Origin of the sequence: Mucilaginibacter sp. OK268, assembly GCF_900103125.1 — a bacterium.
Lineage (GTDB): Bacteria > Bacteroidota > Bacteroidia > Sphingobacteriales > Sphingobacteriaceae > Mucilaginibacter.
This window is the reverse complement of record NZ_FNJV01000006.1, coordinates 43,534-61,671: the sequence shown is the minus strand read 5'-3', so window position 1 is coordinate 61,671 and position 18,138 is coordinate 43,534. Positions and strand designations below refer to the sequence as shown.

The window sequence follows — 18,138 nt, the reverse complement described above, 5'->3', positions numbered from 1 at the left end:
TATTATGGTTTAACCCGCATGTTATAATCCAGGAATTTTTCTATCTCGGCGTACATTTCCATGCGGTTATGCTCATTTCTGAAAAAAGCCCGTTCATTGGGTTTTAAAAAATATTTTACATCAACATTATGCTTACGTAGTTCGCCCACAAACTGGTTAAGCTCGCTGATGTTGGCCCGTTGATCTTTGGCTCCCTGGAAAATAATTAACGGTGCTTTTATCTTATCCGTATGAAACACCGGGGAAATAGCCCTGAGTTGATCAGCATCCGTTTCGGGATTACCTACCATTTCATATATCATTTTTAAATAGGGTTTTAAAAATGGCGGTGCATCCTTAATAAAAGTAAAAAAGTTAATGAGCCCGTTTTGTACAACCGCACAATTATAAAGCTCGGGATGAAATGATATACCATACAATGCCGAGAAACCGCCAAAGCCATTACCAAAGATGGCTATCTTTTTGGGGTTGGCTATCTTTTGCGCTATAAGCCAGTGTACGCCATCGGTTATATCATCCTGTATTTTACCGCCCACCTGCTTAAATCCGGCACTCCTGAAAGCTTTACCATATCCGGTTGAACCACGATAATTTACCTGGAAAACAGCATATCCCCGGTTAGCTAAAAACTGTACGCGCTCATCATATCCCCAGGAATCCCGGTTACGCCAAAGCTCGTCATGTGGTATCACTACTACAGGCAAATTAGTATGTTTACTACCCTGCGGTAATGTTAAATAACCGTTTAATAGCAAACCATCATGCGCTTTGTAGGATATAGCCTGCATGGCACAAAGCTTGTCGGGTGTTAAAGCCGGGTTAACATCACCCAGTTTGGTTAGCTTATCCGTACTTTTTTCGTACAGATAAAAGGAGCCGGGATTGCGATCTGTATAAGTATTCAGGATAAATTTGTTTTCGGCGCTATCCCGATCCATTACCCTTATTTCATTTCCTTTCAGCTCGGGTCGCTGTAGCAGGTTCTTATATATTTGCTCAATAGCGGGTATCAGAAAGTGTTTATGCGGTATGGAATCCTCCCATGAGGCAAACTCAGCCCGGTGCCTGTTCCTGGAATATTCTACATTCAATATATCAGCCCTGTTACAGCTAAAAATAGTTTTTTGCTCTTTACCGTCTTCGGCATTGATCTCAACCAGGGCCATTTTGTCGCGGTTAACGTTCGATAGGGCGTAGAAATAGTTTTTCACCCCCGTAAACGCAATTGGCTTTACCGAATTTTTAAAGTTATTTTCAATAATAGGCTTAAAAGGCGCATCGTCCCCGGTTCGGTAGGAGATGGTTTCATTTACACCGTCTGATGATTTAACCAAACGTATTTTACCATCAGCATCCGGAAACCACTCCGTTATATTACCCGGATTGATAAGATAAGGCTTAAGTTCACCTGTTTTTATATTGAGACGGTAGATGTCAAAATTCGCGGGGTCGCGCTTGTTCATTTTGATAGTGATCATGTCGGGTTCACTCTTACTGCGATTAAGCATGGCCACCTTTACCCTTTTCAAGGTCAACACAGTACGGAGCTTAAGGGATTCCACGTCAATGGCATACATCTCCAAACTGTCAAAATCAATCGCTTCATGGCTAAAAACCAATTGATCATTATAAGTCCAGAAATAATCAGGACGTACAGAAAAATCATCAAAAGAGGTCACCATATGCTCTTTACCATCACTCAATGATTGTACAAAAAGATTCCTCTTCTCTTTATATGACTTTAGATAAGATATATACTTACCATCAGGCGATAGTTTATAAAACATCTTTTCCGGAGCCTTAAAAAAATCGGCAATAGGAATTGGCCTTACTTTATTCTTGCAGGAATATAAGGTTAGTACAAAAACAATTAACAGTAAATGTCTTACTCGACCCAACATGGTAATCACCCCAATTTTATTATTCTGGTCAAATTAGCTAAATAACTTAATGTTATCAAAATGTCACTACAATTTTACCCACCTGTAACGTTATATAATATTAAAATAAATTCCCCGAAACGTGGTAATTATTAATTGACTATTTTTGAGCAGATGAGGGCTTTAATAAATACTGTTATTATTGTTTTGGTGATGGCTACCCGGCTTTTTGCACAGGATAATGACCTGCAGTTAGCCAAACAATACGCCACCAATGGCGAACCTCAAAAAGCCCTGGAAATATACCAGAAATTATACAAACAGAACAACGAAGGTTATTACTCCTACTACGTGAACACCCTGCTCAGCCTCAAAAAATTTGATGAGGCCGAAAGCGTGGTAAAAAAGCTGGTACGTAAACATCCTAACGAAAATCAGTACCAAATTACACTGGGCACAGTTTATACCCAGCAAGGTAACCTAAGTAAGGCCGACGCCATCTATGACGACCTGATCAAGAATTTACCCCCTGATCGCAATGAAATAGCGATGCTGGCCGGTCAGTTTTACCAGAGTTCTAACCTGGATTATGCTATCAAAATATTTCAGCAGGGCCGTAAAACGCTCAACAGTAATGAGGCCTTTACCTATGAACTCATCAATCTTTACCGTTTTAAAAGGGATAAGGTAAACCTTACCGAAGAATACCTGAACTTTTTACCGGCAAACCCTAATTTTATTTCCCAGGCCGAAAACGCGTTCTCGACCATTTATGAGGGTGATCCCGATTATAATATGCTGAAATCGAACCTGCTGCGACGCATCCAAAAAGACCCGCAGCAAACGATATATGCCGAGCTGCTTACCTGGCAATTTATGCAACAAAAGGAGTTCGACCAGGCGCTGAACCAGGCCCTGGCTTTAAGCCGCAGGCAAAATGACGATGGCACCAACATTTTTGAGCTTTGCCGTACCCTCAACTCCAACGAAGCTTATGATGCCGCGATTCGTGGGTATGAGTATATCATTAGCAAGGGTAAAACATCGCCCATGTACATTCCCGCTAAAATTGAGCTCATCAACACTAAAAATTTAAAAGTAACCTCGGGCAAATACCTACCAGCCGATCTAACCGGCCTGGAGCAGGATTATACCGACCTGCTTACTGAGTTCGGTCGTAATAACAGCACCGTTTTTGCCATGCAGAAACTGGCTAACCTCCAGGCCTTTAAACTACATAAACTTAACGAAGCTCAAAAACTGCTCGAGGACGCAACAAATATCCCCAACATCAGGCCCGAGTTGCTGGCTTCGTGCAAGCTTGACCTGGGCGATGTATACCTGATCAATAAGCAGCCCTGGGAAGCAACCTTGTTGTACAGTCAGGTTGAAAAAGATTTCCCTAATACCGATATTAACCAGGATGCCAAATTCAGGAACGCCAAACTGGCTTACTACACCGGCGATTTCACCTGGGCCAAAGGCCAGCTTAATGTATTAAAAGCCGCCACATCGCAATTAATTGCCAACGATGCCCTTAATTTACAGCTGCTGATTGACGATAATACGGCAACCGACAGTGTAGGCAACGCCCTGAAAATATATGCCCGGGCTGATCTGCTGATATTTGCAGAACAGCCTGACAAGGCCGTGATGACCCTGGACAGTATCGACAAAAAGTTCCCGAACAACAGCCTGAGCGATGATATCCTGATGTCAAAATCAAGGATATTGATACAGCAGAAGAATTATGCTGCTGCCGTACCCCTTCTAAAAAAAATAGCCGATGACCATCCGAATGACCTGTGGGCCGATGACGCCGTTTTTATGCTGGGTGATATCTATGAGAACCGCCTCGACGACAAAGCCAGCGCCAAAATCTGGTACGAGAAGATCGTTAAAAACTACCCCGGCAGCCTATGGATCAATGAGGCTCGCAAACGTTTCAGACTGTTGCGGGGCGATAAGGCGGATTCCTGAGTGGTTCATTGGTTTATTGGTAAATAACGTGAGTTCGGGATAAGAAATGCAAGCCTGATCCCGATGTCCGTTATGTTAAAATTGGGTTTACATGGTTTACACTTTTTATGGTTTACATCATTTCAAATTACTGATAATCAATTAATTAGCTTATTTTATATCAAAAAAAACGGTTTACAGTGTAAACCATAAATAATGGGGTTTACATTGATCAGCTTTAAGCAAAGTATTCAGGGAGCCTTTAAATAACCTGAACTGCTTATCCAGGGCTCACGTTAAATGGTTCATCGGGCAGGACGCGTTCAACTAATGAACATTGAACCAATGAACTAATTAATTACTTTTGCAGCACCATGATTGTATACAACGACACCATAATAATTGAAGAAACCATTCACGATGAGTGGCTTAACTGGATCAAGACTGTTCACATACCCGCTATAATGGCTACGGGCTGTTTCCAATCCTATAAGATACTAACGGTTATTGATTCGCCCAACGAAGGGGTTACCTATTGCATCCAGTACAATGCCGATAACATCGAGCAGTTTCAGCAATATTATATGAACCACCTGCACAAGTTCCAGGCTATCCATCAGCAGCAGTTTGATGAAAAGTTTGTGATGTTCAATACCTTGATGAAAGAGGTGGAATAAAACTTTTTAAACCTTAAATTTTAACACTTTTCTGGCTTAAACAGGGCAAAAACGGGTCAAAAATCATAAAAAAGCACTCATTTTAACACTTTTTAACAAATTTTAGCATGGTTTTAACGTGTTTTTAAAACTTTAAAAAGTATTAATTTATTGATTATCAAATAACTACCTACCAAACGGCCGGTTTTTGGGGTGCTTATCCCCTTAACAAAACAGCCCGGCGTTCCTGTTTCAGGAGCGCCGGGCTGTTTTGTTTTATAAATATACGCAATTTTCGTGGCAGTTGCAAGCCGAAATCCTTTTAGAAAAGGGTGTCATGCTGAGCTCCGTCGAAGCATGGTGGGCAGGCCTATGCGCTCTACCCTTCGACGGAGCTCAGGGTGACACCTACCCGTTTTTTGATCAAGACTTTTAACTCTTATTCCCCCTTCAGGGGGTTAGGGGATTATTTGGTAATCAGATTATACAATTCATCCAATCGTGGGGTGAGCACAATTTCGATTCGACGGTTTTTGGCACGGGCCTCGTTGGTTGGAGCCGGATCGATAGGTTGGAACTCGCTTTTTCCTGTAGCTGTTAAACGGTGCGGATCAACTTTTTCAACTTCAGTCAGGTAACGGGTAACCGAGGTGGCACGCAATACGCTCAGGTCCCAGTTATCCTTGATCTGGCCCAGGTTAATTACCTTTTTATCATCGGTATGCCCTTCAATGGCCATGTTAATATCCGGCTCTTTGTTCAGCACTACGGCCAGTTGTTTCAGGGCAGCCTTACCTTTATCATCAATAACTATACTACCCGATGGGAATAGCAGCTTGTCGGCCAGCGACACATACACTTTACCATTGCGGATATCAACCGTTAAGCCACTCTGCTGAAAGCCCAGCAAGGCCTGCTGCAATTTATTTTTGAGCGCGTTGGCAGCTTCATCGCGTTTACGCAAAATATCTTCTACCTCTTTTAAACGGGCCTCGCGTTTTTCCAGATCGGCTGCCAGGCGTTTTAATTTTGACGAGCTGGTGTTCAGGTTGCTGTTCAAAGCGGTGTTGTTGTTACTCAAATTGGCCAGTTCACGGTGCAGGCGCATAGTATCGGCCTTGAGCTGAAAAACCTGGGTTTCCAGTGTTTCGGTACGGGTGGTTAAAGAATCGCGCTCGGCAATCAATGCTTTGTAAGCCTTTGGCGACATGATCTTACAGGAGGAGTAAAAGGTAAGACTCAGGGCCAGGGCCAACAGGTAGTAGGTGATCTTCATTGTGATTATTTTTATTTCGGATTTCGGATGTTCAAATTCGGATTTATCCTAATTTAGGATTTAGAGCTTAGTATTTAGAATTTAAAAAAACAACTACGCCATCGCATTCCTTAAAAATACGTTGAGCGGATAGATGAGCTTGCAGTCCTGGGCAATTTGCGCCGCCGCGTTCTTTTTAACGATATCTTTATCACTTATCTTATGCCAGGCTATAAAACTTTTAAGCTTCAGCAGGTCGATATTTTCATTATCGGGACTGTATCCTTGCGGAACGGTTTTTAATTGCTCCTGCGCACTGAAATCGCCAAATAGCTTGATGAATTCAGGGGCATCGATGATCTGTTTCAGATCATGCGCGTTGTAATCAATTTCCTGGCGTATGGATTTTAAATGAGCGGCGTCGGGCATCCAGTAGCCTCCGGCAATAAAGGAGTTACCGCCGGGCTGTATCTGTAAATAATATTCGGCTCCGCCCAGCTTTGTACCTTGTGTAGGCAGACTGATGCCAAAGTTGATCTTATAAGGTGTTTTATCTTTCCGGAAACGGATGTCGCGATAAATACGCATTACGCATTTTTTGGGGTCGAGCGTCTCGTCTATGGCCGGGTCTACCTGGTGCATTTCGCCCAGGAGCTCAACGGTAAACTCAATTACATTTTCACGGGCTTTTTCATATCGCCCTTTGTTCTCTGAAAACCATTCCCGGTTATTGTTTGTTGCGAGATCCTTTAAAAATTCAAGACTTTCCTGGTTTATCATCGGTATCTAAATATGGCTGGTAATGTATTTTTGGTGATAACCAATATAACAATAGTACCCGCGAATATCTGAAATTTATAGGAGCCAATGCAAAGCATCCCAAAATTATGACACTTAGATACAACCAGGGCGAATCGGCATTATGGGTGATTACAAAGGTGAGCCAGGCCAGGCCCAGCGCTTCGCCAACATTTAAGGCATAGCTTACATACATGGCGGCATAAAAATACCCCGGCTCAATTTCAAAGTATAAATTACAATGCGGACAATTGAGGTTTATTTTATTAGAAAAGCTATAAGCACCTCCCTGGAACATATCCCCCCTGCGGCAACGCGGACATTTACAGTGAAGCATAGCCCATGACTTGGGAGTTGGCGGCATGATGATTTGTGTTTTACGTTGTACGTGATACGTAGTACGTTTTTTGGTAGCGCAGTATTTTGCGTTTTCTAGAACATAATATTCAATGTTGTAGGTAAAACGTATCACGTCAAACGTACAACCTGTTAAAGATTTTTAATTAAGGTGCAGTTTTTCCTTACGGATGTTCAAATCAACGTTTTTACGGCGATAGTTTTTGTACCAGATATAACCCGCAACAGCTACTACAAGGTAAGGAGCCCCTAATAAAAACAAAATACCATTGTTTAAACCCTTGGCGGCATTGCCACCACTTTTGGCATTGGTTTCAACCGTGGCGGCGCATTGTGCGCATTGGGCTTTTACAGGTTGCCTGCTACAAACCATAAGGCCCAGGGCAAATACAAATAATATAATCTTAAAACCTGTTTTCATATGGGCAAATTTAACTAATTATTAATGTCGTAGCAAGTGGTTTATCAGTATCAAGTAGTTAGTATCAAGTATCAAGACTTTTTACTTTAGCGTATTGATATTTTCATCTTTTCCTTATGCACAATGTTTAAAATTGCGTATCTCCTGTCTTGATACTTGATACTAACTACTTGATACTATCCAATCAAAAATGATAATAAGGCCGTATCATTAAATAAACAATAACGCCGGATGCGGTTACGTAAAGCCATATCGGGAATGTCCAGCGTACCAGCTTTTTGTGTTTGGCCACCTGCATTTGCAAGCCGCGGTGAAAGCTGAGCAAAATAAGCGGCAATACACCTGCCGCCAGTATAATGTGCGGGGTAAGGATACACAGGTACAAAGTACGCATGCCACCCGCTGCGGCCCGTTCTGAATCGGACAGCAAGCCATCGCCATTGATATCACCGTATAAGATCTCGTTACGCATAAGGTAATGAAACAGCACGTACGATACCAGGAACAATGCCGATAAGCTAAAAGTAAGGATATTCAGATTTTTATGCACCTTGATATTGCCCTGCCTGATAAAGTATAGCGACACCAGTAACAGTATGGTACAGGTACCATTCAATATGGCATTAAGCATAGGCAAATAAGGTGTAAATGATGGCGCGACAGCTGGCCCTGGTATCAAGTGCCTGTTGAGCAAAATTACCAGCCCTATCACTACTATGGTAATAACCGTCACAAAACGAAATATAAATTTATCAGACATATTGTAAATTCTAAACTCTAAATTCTAAACTCTAAACCCGAAGTCCGAAATTCTAAACTCTAAATCCGAAACAGCGAAGCTCTCTTGAACACCGTTGAGTGTAAACAAAAGTGAAAAATCGAAATTCCGAAATCCCAAATCAATACAACGGTTTATCCACTTTACGCAATTCCTCGGCAATTAGTACTTTGATCTCGTCGGTAAGGCGATTGATATCATTGGTATTAGCGCCTTTGTAATAGCCGCGGATGCGTTTTTCGGAATCAATCAGTACCAGGTTATCGCTGTAAATAAAATCGTCGTCACTCTCCTTTATGGCATTAACCAGGAAACCCTTGCGTGCCAGACTATAGATAGAGCTAGTATCACCGGTTAAAAACAACCAACGGTTGGAGGCCGGCTTAAAGCTGTCGGCGTATTTTTTCAATACCGATACCGAATCGCGTTGCGGATCAACCGTGATAGATGTAAAATACACCATCTTGTTTTTGCGGTAAGTATCCACCAAATAACTCATGTTACGGTTAATGGTGCTGCACACCGCGGGGCAATGGGTATAAAAAAATCCGGTCACCATTATTTTACCCTTAAAAGTTGAATCGCTCACCGGTTTACCATCTTGCGCGGTAAGCTTAAAAGCAGGCAGCTGATGATAGATAGTATCGGGTATATATTTACCGTGAAACTTGTGCCCGGTTTTGGCCACTATTTTTTGGCCGTAAATAGCCAATGGCTTATACCTGTTTTTACCTTTAGCGGTGAGTAAATAATACAAAAATCCTGGCACTGCTAATATGAGCACCAGGATTACAATTTTTTTCGCTATTGCGGCCATTATTGCCTCAGTGTAATCCAGTGATGGCTTTCGTTAGTCAATACCAGGATCAAACCTATAATGAATAGTATCGGCACAATGATAGATAGCGCTAAACCCACTTTTTCGAATTTTAAGTGCATGAAGAAAGCCACAATATAGAATGCTTTAACCAGCGTTAAAAGAATGTACGCTGGGTTTGCGTATTTTAAATATTCCGGATGGCCAGGTATTATCGCTAACGCTATCGTAAACTCAATTGCAGTAATAATTGACAAATAAAGAGCTATTTTCCAAATCCGCTTTTTGGTCATTGTTTGATGATCACCTTCTTCGTGGTGAACTTCTTGTGATTCTGCTGACATATATAATATTTTTATACTAAGTAAAAGAATGTAAATACGAATACCCATACCAGGTCTACAAAGTGCCAGTAAAGGCCTACTTTTTCAACCATTAAATAGCTGCCACGTTTTTCGTAAGTCCCCAACAGTACGTTAACGGTAATGATGATATTAATGACGACCCCAGTAAATACGTGAAAACCATGGAAACCAGTGATGGTAAAGAATAAGTTAGCAAATTCCTGCGCGGTTAAATGACGCGTTACATCGGTACCTGTACCCTCAGCAAAAAACTCCTTTAACGCATGTAAGCTTGGCGTGCTTCCCCACCAGAAACCTTCGTGGTGTAAGTGGCTCCACTCTAATGCCTGGCAACTAAGAAATGCAAAACCGCCAAGAACTGTTAGTATCATCCAGGTTATTACCTCTTTTTTTGAATTACGGTGCCCAGCTTCCACAGCTAATACCATGGTAACAGAGCTCAGGATCAGGATAAACGTCATGATACCTACGAAAACCAGGGGTTTACCGCTATCGTATAAAAATGGTACCGATTGGAAAACCTTATCAGCCGCCGGCCATACGCTTGCGCTGAAACGTAATGCACCATAAGAAATCAATAATGACGAAAAGGTAAACGCATCCGAAAGGAGGAAGAACCACATCATTATTTTTCCGTACTCCACATTGAAGGGTGATCTCCCTCCAGACCATGGAGTTGTTTTTATTTCATCAATTTGTGATACTGCTGTACTCATTTGTACTTAAATATGGGTGTATTAATTTTGGTTCAAAAGTAAAAAAACATACAGATAAATCCATATAATTCCGAGAAAATGCCAAAAAATAGAGGTCATTTCCATTTTAAACAGGTTTCGCACCTGCGGAATGTTCTTATATGTACCTGCAAGGGTATTCAATAGTAACAATATAGCTGCAATTATGTGTAATAAGTGCATCCCTGTAAATATATAAACAAATGAGCGGGACGCGTTTGGATCTGTAAGATACACATTCATTTTGTAGGTTAATACATACCAGGCATAAACCTGTATAGCAAAAAACGCTACGCCCAGCACAAACGTAAGCCATAAAAACATGCGCTGTTTGGCAAACTGTAATTGCTTGGCCGCCTTGGAGGCCAAAAGCAAGGTAATACTGCTGATGATAATTACGGCGGTGCTGTATTTAAAAGCATCGGGCATAATTACATTAAGGCCATGCCCCTTTCCACCACTATAAACGATAAACCCACTGGTTAAAGCCGCAAAAAACATAAACGAGGTGAATATAAATATCCACATGTTGAATTTTTTGGGAGCCAGATCAAGCCTGTCGTTATCTTTTTGAATCTGAGCCATCATTTCACTTTTCCTATAAAATCAAATAAAAACATTAACTGCACTACAGGCAAATACATAAAGGAGCCGAACATTAATTTGCGGGCCGTCTCTATCGACTGTGCGCGTAACAGGCCAAAAGCCTGGTATAAGAATATTAAACTGCAAACTAAGGATACACCGCCTACATAATAACCACCGTAACCGTAAATGGTTGGCAATAAACTTACTGGCAGTAATATCAGTGTAAATATAAAGGTAATTACGGCACTTCCTGCATTACGATTGCCGGTTGGCAATAGCCTGAAGCCGGCCAGTTTGTAATCATCATCCAGTACCCAGGCAATAGCCCAAAAATGCGGGAACTGCCATACAAACTGTATAGCGAACAGGATCAGAGCGATCTCGTCAATCCTTTCGTGAGCAGCTACATAGCCAATAAGCGGAGGCAATGCGCCCGGTATTGCGCCAACAAATACCGCTACTGGCGATTTACGTTTTAACGGTGTATAAGCGAAAGCGTATAATAAGATCGAAAATACGGATAGCAGGCCTGTTAGCAGGTTAAGGCTACCCAATAAATAGGTGCCCGCCATACCCATACCCAAACCCAGAACAAGCGCCTGACCGGTATTCATCTTCCCCGAAGGGATTGGACGATCCATCGTACGTTTCATGAGCTTATCCAGATCCTTCTCGATGATCTCATTAAAGCTATTTGCTGCAGCTGTTACCAAAAAGCCGCCTACTATGAGTTTTACCCAGTTTAGCCAGTCGATATGACCGTTAACTTTACTTCCTATTAAAAAGGATATAGAAGCCGAAAACACCACCAGAAAGGTGAGTCGCGTTTTGATCAGCTTTGAAAAATCTTTCATGTTCATTTGCTTATCCCCCTAACACTAACCGGTTTGTATAAATTTAAAAGCAAATAAAACTGTGCCCCAAAAATAAGGCTCGCCAACACAATGTGCGAGGCCTGTGCTGCTGGAGGCAAGGCCCAGTATGATAATAATATACCGGTTACTATCTGCAGCATGATCATTAAAAAAGTAAAGCTCATCAATTGCTGATGTACAGAATGACGACCAAAGTTTTTGCGTATTAAAGCATACAGCATGATGTTGAGCACCAACACCAGTATGGCCATATCGCGGTGATGTGTAAATATCTCGCCCACACTGCTGATCCAGTTATTACGGTATCCACCTTGAAAATGAGTAGCCACAGCATCAATTTCTTCGCGTACCTCCGTACCAAAAGCTATCTGGAAAATACTGGCAAGCAAAGCAAGGATCGTAATAATGTACACTAGTGTACCGGTATTCAATTTAGCATTATCCAACACTTTAGCCCTATGATAAGTATATATCAATATGGCTAATATGGCTAGTGCCAGCAGCATATGTACGGTAACTATCCAGGCTACCAAATTGGTTGATACCACGATGGAGCCTAACCATGCCTGAAAGCCTACCAGCACAAAATTAAACAGGCTTAAAAGAGCTATCCGCTTGCTGCTGCTCCAGTAACTGAAAGCATATACAGCCGATAAAAATAGAAATAAGCCAGATATTGCACCAATAAGGCGGTTGATATATTCTGTCCAGGTTTTTTCGGCATTAAATTCTTCGGGAACCAGGATAGACCTGTCTTCACGGATCCTTTTAGCCAGATCACTGTAACCAAATACGTCCAATGTTTTGGCAAAGCGCTGATTTTTGGCTAAACGCTGGTCTACATATTTCTGCTTGTAATCCTTTGGCAGATCGGCACTGCTGGTGGGCGGGATATATCTTCCGAAGCATTTTGGCCAGTCGGGGCAACCCATTCCTGAGCCTGAGCTACGCACAACTCCACCGGCCAGTATCAAAACAAAAAGTATGATTATTGTTATGAGAGTGACTTTCTGGAACCGGATTTTTGATGCGGATATGCTCATTGAAATGATGAGTGGTGAACAATGAGCAGTGAGTTATAAGTTTTCTAACCGAGAACTTACTCACCACTCATCACTCACCACTCTTATCTTAAAAATTACTTTACTTGTTCGTTTGCTTTCAGCGTACTGTTAAACTTGTTCAGTTCTTCTAAACCTTTAGGGTTATCTTCAAAGTCATGAGCTTGGTTTGAGCTCATGGTTTGTGAGAAAGGAACTGTTTGAGGGATATAATCCTCTTCGGCACCTGGCTTGCTATAATCATATGGCCAACGGTAAACGGTTGGTATTTCACCAGGCCAGTTACCATGCAAATGTTCAACAGGAGTTGTCCATTCCAGGGTATTTGACTCCCATGGATTCTGGGTAGCTTTTTTACCAATGAATATAGAAGAAATGAAGTTATACAGGAATGCTACCTGGGCACAAGCCGCCATGATAGCCGCCCATGTAATAAAGGTATTTACGGTTAACCAGCGTTGCATGCTTACAAACTCGGTAAAGGCATAGTAACGACGTGGCACACCATCCAGACCCATAAAGTGCATCGGGAAAAACACCAGGTAAGCACCAATAAAGGTTAACCAGAAGTGCAGATAGCCCAATTTCTCGTCCATCATTTTTCCGAACATCTTAGGGAACCAGTGATAAACACCGGCAAGCATACCAAATATAGCTGCCGAGCCCATTACCAGGTGGAAGTGAGCAACCACAAAATAAGTATCATGCAGGTTAATATCCAGCGCGGCGTTACCCAGGAATATACCTGTTAAACCACCTGATATAAAGAATGACACCATACCGATAGCGAATAGCATAGCAGGCGTAAACCTGATATTACCGCGCCATAATGTGGCCAGCCAGTTAAATGTTTTTACTGCCGATGGTACCGCGATGATCAGTGTAGTGATCATGAACACACCACCCAGGAACGGATTCATACCTGTAACAAACATGTGGTGACCCCATACGATAAACGATAATACGGTGATACCTATTAAAGAGTAAACCATCGCGTGGTAACCGAAGATCGGTTTACGTGAGTTTACAGACATTACTTCTGATGAGATACCCATCGCCGGCATAATTACGATATACACCTCCGGGTGACCCAGGAACCAGAACAAGTGCTGGAACAGGATTGGGCTACCACCTTCATAAGGTTGTTGTACACCGTTCAACACGATGTCTGACAGGTAGAAACTGGTACCAAAGCTACGGTCAAATATCAATAACACCACACCTGCTACTAGTACAGGGAATGCCAGGATACCTAATATAGCAGTAAGGAATAAAGCCCAGATAGTTAAAGGCATTTTCCAAAGGTCCATACCTTTTGTACGCATGTTCAATACAGTACTTACGTAGTTGATACCACCCATTAATGAAGATGCTACGAACATTACCATACTGATGAGCCAAAGGGTCATACCCTCACCCGAGCCCGGCATCGCTTTTGGCAGTGCTGATAGTGGCGGATAAATTGTCCAACCACCACTGGCTGGGCCTTTTTGAACCAGGAAGGATGATAACATAACCACACTGGCCATAAAGAAAAACCAGTAGGATAACATGTTCATAAACGGAGATGCCATATCACGTGCACCTATCTGCAAAGGTATCAGCAAGTTGGCAAAAGTACCGCTCAAGCCGGCTGTTAACACAAAGAATACCATGATGGTACCGTGAATGGTAACCAGCGACAGGTAAAAATCGGCGCTTATACGACCGTTAGGTGCAAAACGACCTAACAATGTGGTTAACAATGGGAAAGTTTTATCAGGATAGGCTAATTGAATCCTGAACAAAATAGACAATATCATTGCAATAACTGCCATGGTGATCCCTGTGATCAGGAATTGCTTGGCAATCATTTTATGATCCATACTAAATACGTATTTAGACAGGAACGATTGGTTATGATGATGTTCGTGACCGTGATCGTCGTGATGTGCTACTCCGTGGTCGTGAACTGCTAATGTTGACATATCGCTTCTCTTTCTATATTAATTATTTAACGCTAACCTATTTTGTGACTCTGTTTTTGGCTGATCCGCAGCGGCAAAATGCAATTCTTTCCTTAAAGCATCGTTTAAGTAAGGTTTTTGCCTTGACAGCCAGGCCTGATATTCAGCTTCGGTAACCACACGTACAACTTTTTGCATGTTATAGTGACCGCCACCGCATATTTTGTTGCAATAAACCAAGTATTCAAATTTAGGATCGTCAAGCTGGGTGCGCATTTGCGCGGTAGTAATTGTTGGGGTAAATTTAAAGAAGGTCGGTAATCCCGGAACCGCATTAAGCTGAACCCTGAAGTGAGGCATGTAAACAGAGTGTATCACATCCAATGCCTGGATATTTAACCTGATCGATTTGTTTACCGGCAGATACATGGTATCAACCTGCAAATCATCAAAGCTGCTGCGTTTTTTAAAGTTAACACCTAATTTATTAGCAGCAGATACCATTCTGAAATCTTTAGGGCCCAACACACCGTCTTTACCCGGGTAGCGAAGCTCCCATGCAAACTGGTGACCGGTAATATCAATATTGATATCGCCTTTAGTATCTGTGGTATTCATTATGGTTTGCCAGGTGAAAAAGCCAAACACAACCAATACAGTTAAAACGATGGCCGGAGCAATTGTCCAGATCTTTTCAATAGTATTGTTATGCGGCAGGAAGTGAGCCCTGCGCTTGTCAGAATGCCTGTATTGGAATAAGAAACCAAACAACAATATCTGGGTAATAAAAAACACGATCATGGTTAAAACCGTAGTGACTGTGAACATCTCATCAATTTTAACACCATGTACAGATGCGGCCTCAGGCAAGGTCATGCTACCTTGTACTGTGAACGACCAGTAAGCGCCGTATAAACCTGCTATCAGGAACACCAGGCAAACTACTGCCATCACTGTGTTCCATTTCATTCCTTTTTTTCCTTGTATTTTAAGTGTAAGATCGTATATCTTCAGAATTTTACCTATTACAGCTACGCCAAGGCATACCAGGAAAAATAAAAGCAAATAGTATGCAACACCAGTCCAATCAACCTGGGGGGCATCAGTTTGCCCTCCGGTAGTTGCCGCTGCTTCTGTTTGCGCCATCAGCAGGTTTGTGCCCAAAAGCATAAACGCTGTGATAAACGATAGTAATGTTTTAGAATTTATAAATTTTCTGAATCCCATTTTAATGTCAGTTTGGTATTCTGTACTTTGTTGCAAAAATAACAATTATTATATGTGATGATGAAGGCTCTCCTGCAGGAACGGATGTTTTTTAGGAATAAGCGATTTGAATTTGCTTAAAGCATTCAACATCAAATAAGTAAACAATCCGGCAAATCCTATGGCTACACCTACTTCGATATAGAAAAATCCAACTTTGTCACCAACGGTACCAGGCATGATCATGATAAAGTAATCCAACCAGTGGCCCAGGATCAGGATGATACAGGTTGCCTTCAATATGCTTGTGCTACGTTTTGAATCACGGGCCATGATGATCAATAAAGGAGCTAAAAAGTTAATCACGATATTTAACCAGAACCATGGCTTAAATTCAGGCTCCCATCTTTTCAGGAAGTAAACACTTTCCTCAGGGATGTTAGCGTAATAGATCAGCAGGAACTGTGCAAACCATACGTAAGTCCAGAATATGGAGAAACCAAACATTAACTGGCCCAGGTTATGCAGGTGATCCTGTGTAACCCATTGCATGTAACCTGCAGACCTTAATAGTATAATGGTTAAGGTGATCACTGATAAACAGCTTACCCACATGGCCGCGAAGTTGTACCAACCAAACATGGTGGAGAACCAGTGCGCCTCTAAGGACATGATCACGTCAAAAGAAAACACCGGTTGGGTAAATCCGAAGATCACCAGGAACGCTGCCGAAATGGTAAAGCTCTTTTTGTAGTAAAATAATCCACCCAGTTCGTCTTCAGTTTCAGAATATTTAGCCAGTAACCAGCCAAATGTCATATAAGCGCCTAAAAATAATATGATACGGATCAGGAAGAACGGCATGTTCAAAAATCCCGATTTGCCTGCCAAAACAGGATTGTAATTTTCGCTGCCGGGTGTGGTAACACCAGCCTGGTGCCATACTTTGTATAAATATGGGGCTACTACATCTTTACCTTCAATTTCGGTATGATGTGTTAAATTTAAACCAGCTATAATAATAACCAGTAATATAAGAGCTGCTATAGGTAATACCCTGGCAAATGCCTGAGGTACACGCAGCAATGAAGCCGACCAGCCCGCCTGAGCTACATACTGCAAAGCGCAGAAAAATACACCGGCCGTACAAACACAGGTAAAATAATAACCCATGAGCAATAAATTGGCAAATGTACGCTCACCCTGATTAGTTAAAAAACCAAGGGCTATGGCCAGAACTCCCAGGGCTATGGCAGCTAAACTCCATGTTTTTGCCTTACCGGTAAAAACAAATTGCTCGTCTAAACTATTATGAGTATTCATTCAGTTCTAATTCTTATAAAGTTTGTAAATGGTGAACATACATGATCACTTTCCAGCGTTCTTCCGGGGCCAGCTGTGAAGCGTATGAACCCATTGCATTTACACCGTAAGTAATGGTATGATATATTTTACCGTCTGTTAAGTCTTTCATGGCACCACCACGTGATGACTGGCCTTTTGAATATGATGGCGGCGGCGGATAACCATGTTGTGTTACCAAACCATCACCCTGACCATTAACACCATGGCATGGAGAGCAAAAATGTTCAAACAAAATTTTGCCTTCTTTATAGTTTGCCTGGGTTTGAGCTAGTACGGTTTTAACCTCAACGCTTGCCAGTTCATATCCATCTTTTGTGTTTGGATAATCAAATTTGGTAAAACCTACCGGTATAGTTCCGGCTGGCGGTACCTGCGCGGTTTTGCCATCCTTAAAATTCGGGTTCTTTTGATCCGGATCGTATGCGATATGCTCATACATATTAGGGGCGTACTCCCATCCGGTACTCCTCTTATCTTTGCACGACGTTACTACAATCGAAGCAGCGATAATGATAACTATTGTTCCTAATATTCTTAATTTATTCATAGCTAACATATTTTCTGTCGTTATGCTTAACTTCACTTGCCCCTGCTTCTTTTAATATTGTGTTGATATCCTCGTGCGGTATATTTCCTTTGGCGTCAATGGCGATCACAAACTTGTCGTTTGTAGCTCTCAGGTCCATTACCCGTGGTGCACGACCCGGGAAAAGGTGCGTGGCGAAAAAGAAGGTAAATGCCATACCGTATGATGCGAATAATACCGTCCACTCAAAAGTTACCGGGATAAAATCGGGGATGGCAAAAAAGTTTTTACCACCGATGTCCATTGGCCAGTCATGTACCAGGAAATAATAAACCATTGTAAAAATGGTTGTACCCCCCATACAGCCGAACATGAAGGCCGCGTAACCTAATCTGGAGTCCTTGATACCCAGTTTAGCGTCGATACCGTGGATAGGCATTGGCGTGTAAACATCGTAAATAGGAACACTATTTTTTTGTAGTTTGTCAATCCCGTGCATCAGATCATCGGGATCATCAAAAATGCCTAATATATATTTGGTGCTACTCATC

Annotated in this window: 19 protein-coding genes; 2 read left to right on the top strand and 17 right to left on the bottom strand. The window is 42.0% G+C overall.

The genetic code is table 11. From position 1 onward, the window contains the following. Positions 1-2: 2 nt before the first annotated feature. Positions 3-1,787 carry an alpha/beta hydrolase family protein gene (locus BLR84_RS18715; RefSeq protein WP_176852101.1) on the bottom strand — a complete coding sequence of 595 codons (1,785 nt, stop codon included), beginning with the start codon at positions 1,785-1,787 and terminating at the stop codon, positions 3-5. Between the two features lie 267 nt (positions 1,788-2,054). On the opposite strand from BLR84_RS18715, the gene BLR84_RS18710 reads away from it, so the two are divergent. Next, positions 2,055-3,860, top strand: a complete 1,806-nt coding sequence (locus BLR84_RS18710) for a tetratricopeptide repeat protein (RefSeq protein WP_090471176.1) — start codon at positions 2,055-2,057, stop codon at positions 3,858-3,860. 353 nt (positions 3,861-4,213) lie between these two features. After that, a complete protein-coding gene (locus BLR84_RS18705) occupies positions 4,214-4,516 on the top strand; it encodes a DUF4286 family protein (protein ID WP_090471174.1) in 303 nt (100 codons plus the stop codon). A 445-nt stretch (positions 4,517-4,961) separates the two neighbouring features. Here BLR84_RS18705 and BLR84_RS18700 read toward each other — a convergent pair whose 3' ends face one another. The 16 genes from BLR84_RS18700 to BLR84_RS18625 all read right to left on the bottom strand — a co-directional run bounded on the left by BLR84_RS18700 (position 4,962) and on the right by BLR84_RS18625 (position 18,137). Next, positions 4,962-5,771: an OmpA/MotB family protein gene (locus BLR84_RS18700; RefSeq protein WP_090471172.1), complete on the bottom strand. Its 810-nt coding sequence runs from the start codon at positions 5,769-5,771 to the stop codon at positions 4,962-4,964. Between the two features lie 93 nt (positions 5,772-5,864). Next, complete coding sequence (locus BLR84_RS18695; protein ID WP_090471170.1) at positions 5,865-6,530, bottom strand: DUF2461 domain-containing protein; 666 nt, start codon at positions 6,528-6,530, stop codon at positions 5,865-5,867. Further along, complete coding sequence (locus tag BLR84_RS18690; RefSeq protein ID WP_090471714.1) at positions 6,508-6,912, bottom strand: DUF983 domain-containing protein; 405 nt, start codon at positions 6,910-6,912, stop codon at positions 6,508-6,510. The genes BLR84_RS18695 and BLR84_RS18690 overlap by 23 nt, the downstream gene beginning before the upstream one ends. A 135-nt stretch (positions 6,913-7,047) precedes the next feature. Next, positions 7,048-7,326 (bottom strand): hypothetical protein, encoded by a 279-nt coding sequence (locus BLR84_RS18685; RefSeq protein WP_090471168.1) that lies wholly within the window; start codon positions 7,324-7,326, stop codon positions 7,048-7,050. Positions 7,327-7,510: 184 nt separating this feature from the next. Then, the gene (locus tag BLR84_RS18680) at positions 7,511-8,086 is read right to left on the bottom strand and encodes a DUF420 domain-containing protein (protein WP_090471166.1); all 576 of its coding nucleotides are present in this window, start codon (positions 8,084-8,086) and stop codon (positions 7,511-7,513) included. Between the two features lie 139 nt (positions 8,087-8,225). Continuing rightward, on the bottom strand, positions 8,226-8,921 hold the full coding sequence (locus BLR84_RS18675; protein ID WP_090471164.1) for an SCO family protein: 696 nt from the start codon (positions 8,919-8,921) through the stop codon (positions 8,226-8,228). Continuing rightward, positions 8,921-9,265: a cytochrome C oxidase subunit IV family protein gene (locus BLR84_RS18670; RefSeq protein ID WP_090471712.1), complete on the bottom strand. Its 345-nt coding sequence runs from the start codon at positions 9,263-9,265 to the stop codon at positions 8,921-8,923. The genes BLR84_RS18675 and BLR84_RS18670 overlap by 1 nt, the downstream gene beginning before the upstream one ends. An 11-nt stretch (positions 9,266-9,276) precedes the next feature. Next, the gene (locus BLR84_RS18665; protein WP_090471162.1) at positions 9,277-10,002 is read right to left on the bottom strand and encodes a cytochrome c oxidase subunit 3; all 726 of its coding nucleotides are present in this window, start codon (positions 10,000-10,002) and stop codon (positions 9,277-9,279) included. A 21-nt stretch (positions 10,003-10,023) separates the two neighbouring features. Then, entirely contained in the window at positions 10,024-10,608 is a 585-nt protein-coding gene (locus tag BLR84_RS18660; protein ID WP_255366984.1) for a cytochrome c oxidase subunit 3, read from the bottom strand. Continuing rightward, complete coding sequence (cyoE, locus tag BLR84_RS18655; RefSeq protein WP_369829187.1) at positions 10,605-11,468, bottom strand: heme o synthase; 864 nt, start codon at positions 11,466-11,468, stop codon at positions 10,605-10,607. Before cyoE ends, BLR84_RS18660 begins: the two co-directional genes overlap by 4 nt. Beyond that, on the bottom strand, positions 11,465-12,526 hold the full coding sequence (locus tag BLR84_RS18650; RefSeq protein ID WP_090471160.1) for a COX15/CtaA family protein: 1,062 nt from the start codon (positions 12,524-12,526) through the stop codon (positions 11,465-11,467). The genes cyoE and BLR84_RS18650 overlap by 4 nt, the downstream gene beginning before the upstream one ends. Before the next feature lie 95 nt (positions 12,527-12,621). Further along, positions 12,622-14,511: a cytochrome c oxidase subunit I gene (locus tag BLR84_RS18645; RefSeq protein ID WP_176852100.1), complete on the bottom strand. Its 1,890-nt coding sequence runs from the start codon at positions 14,509-14,511 to the stop codon at positions 12,622-12,624. 18 nt (positions 14,512-14,529) lie between these two features. Next, a complete protein-coding gene (locus BLR84_RS18640; RefSeq protein WP_090471156.1) occupies positions 14,530-15,717 on the bottom strand; it encodes a cytochrome c oxidase subunit II in 1,188 nt (395 codons plus the stop codon). 48 nt (positions 15,718-15,765) lie between these two features. Continuing rightward, the gene (locus BLR84_RS18635; protein ID WP_090471154.1) at positions 15,766-17,019 is read right to left on the bottom strand and encodes a quinol:cytochrome C oxidoreductase; all 1,254 of its coding nucleotides are present in this window, start codon (positions 17,017-17,019) and stop codon (positions 15,766-15,768) included. A gap of 13 nt (positions 17,020-17,032) precedes the next feature. Then, a complete protein-coding gene (locus BLR84_RS18630) occupies positions 17,033-17,617 on the bottom strand; it encodes a c-type cytochrome (RefSeq protein ID WP_090471152.1) in 585 nt (194 codons plus the stop codon). Then, positions 17,601-18,137 carry a DUF3341 domain-containing protein gene (locus BLR84_RS18625; protein WP_090471150.1) on the bottom strand — a complete coding sequence of 179 codons (537 nt, stop codon included), beginning with the start codon at positions 18,135-18,137 and terminating at the stop codon, positions 17,601-17,603. The genes BLR84_RS18630 and BLR84_RS18625 overlap by 17 nt, the downstream gene beginning before the upstream one ends. Between the last annotated feature and the right edge of the window lies 1 nt (position 18,138).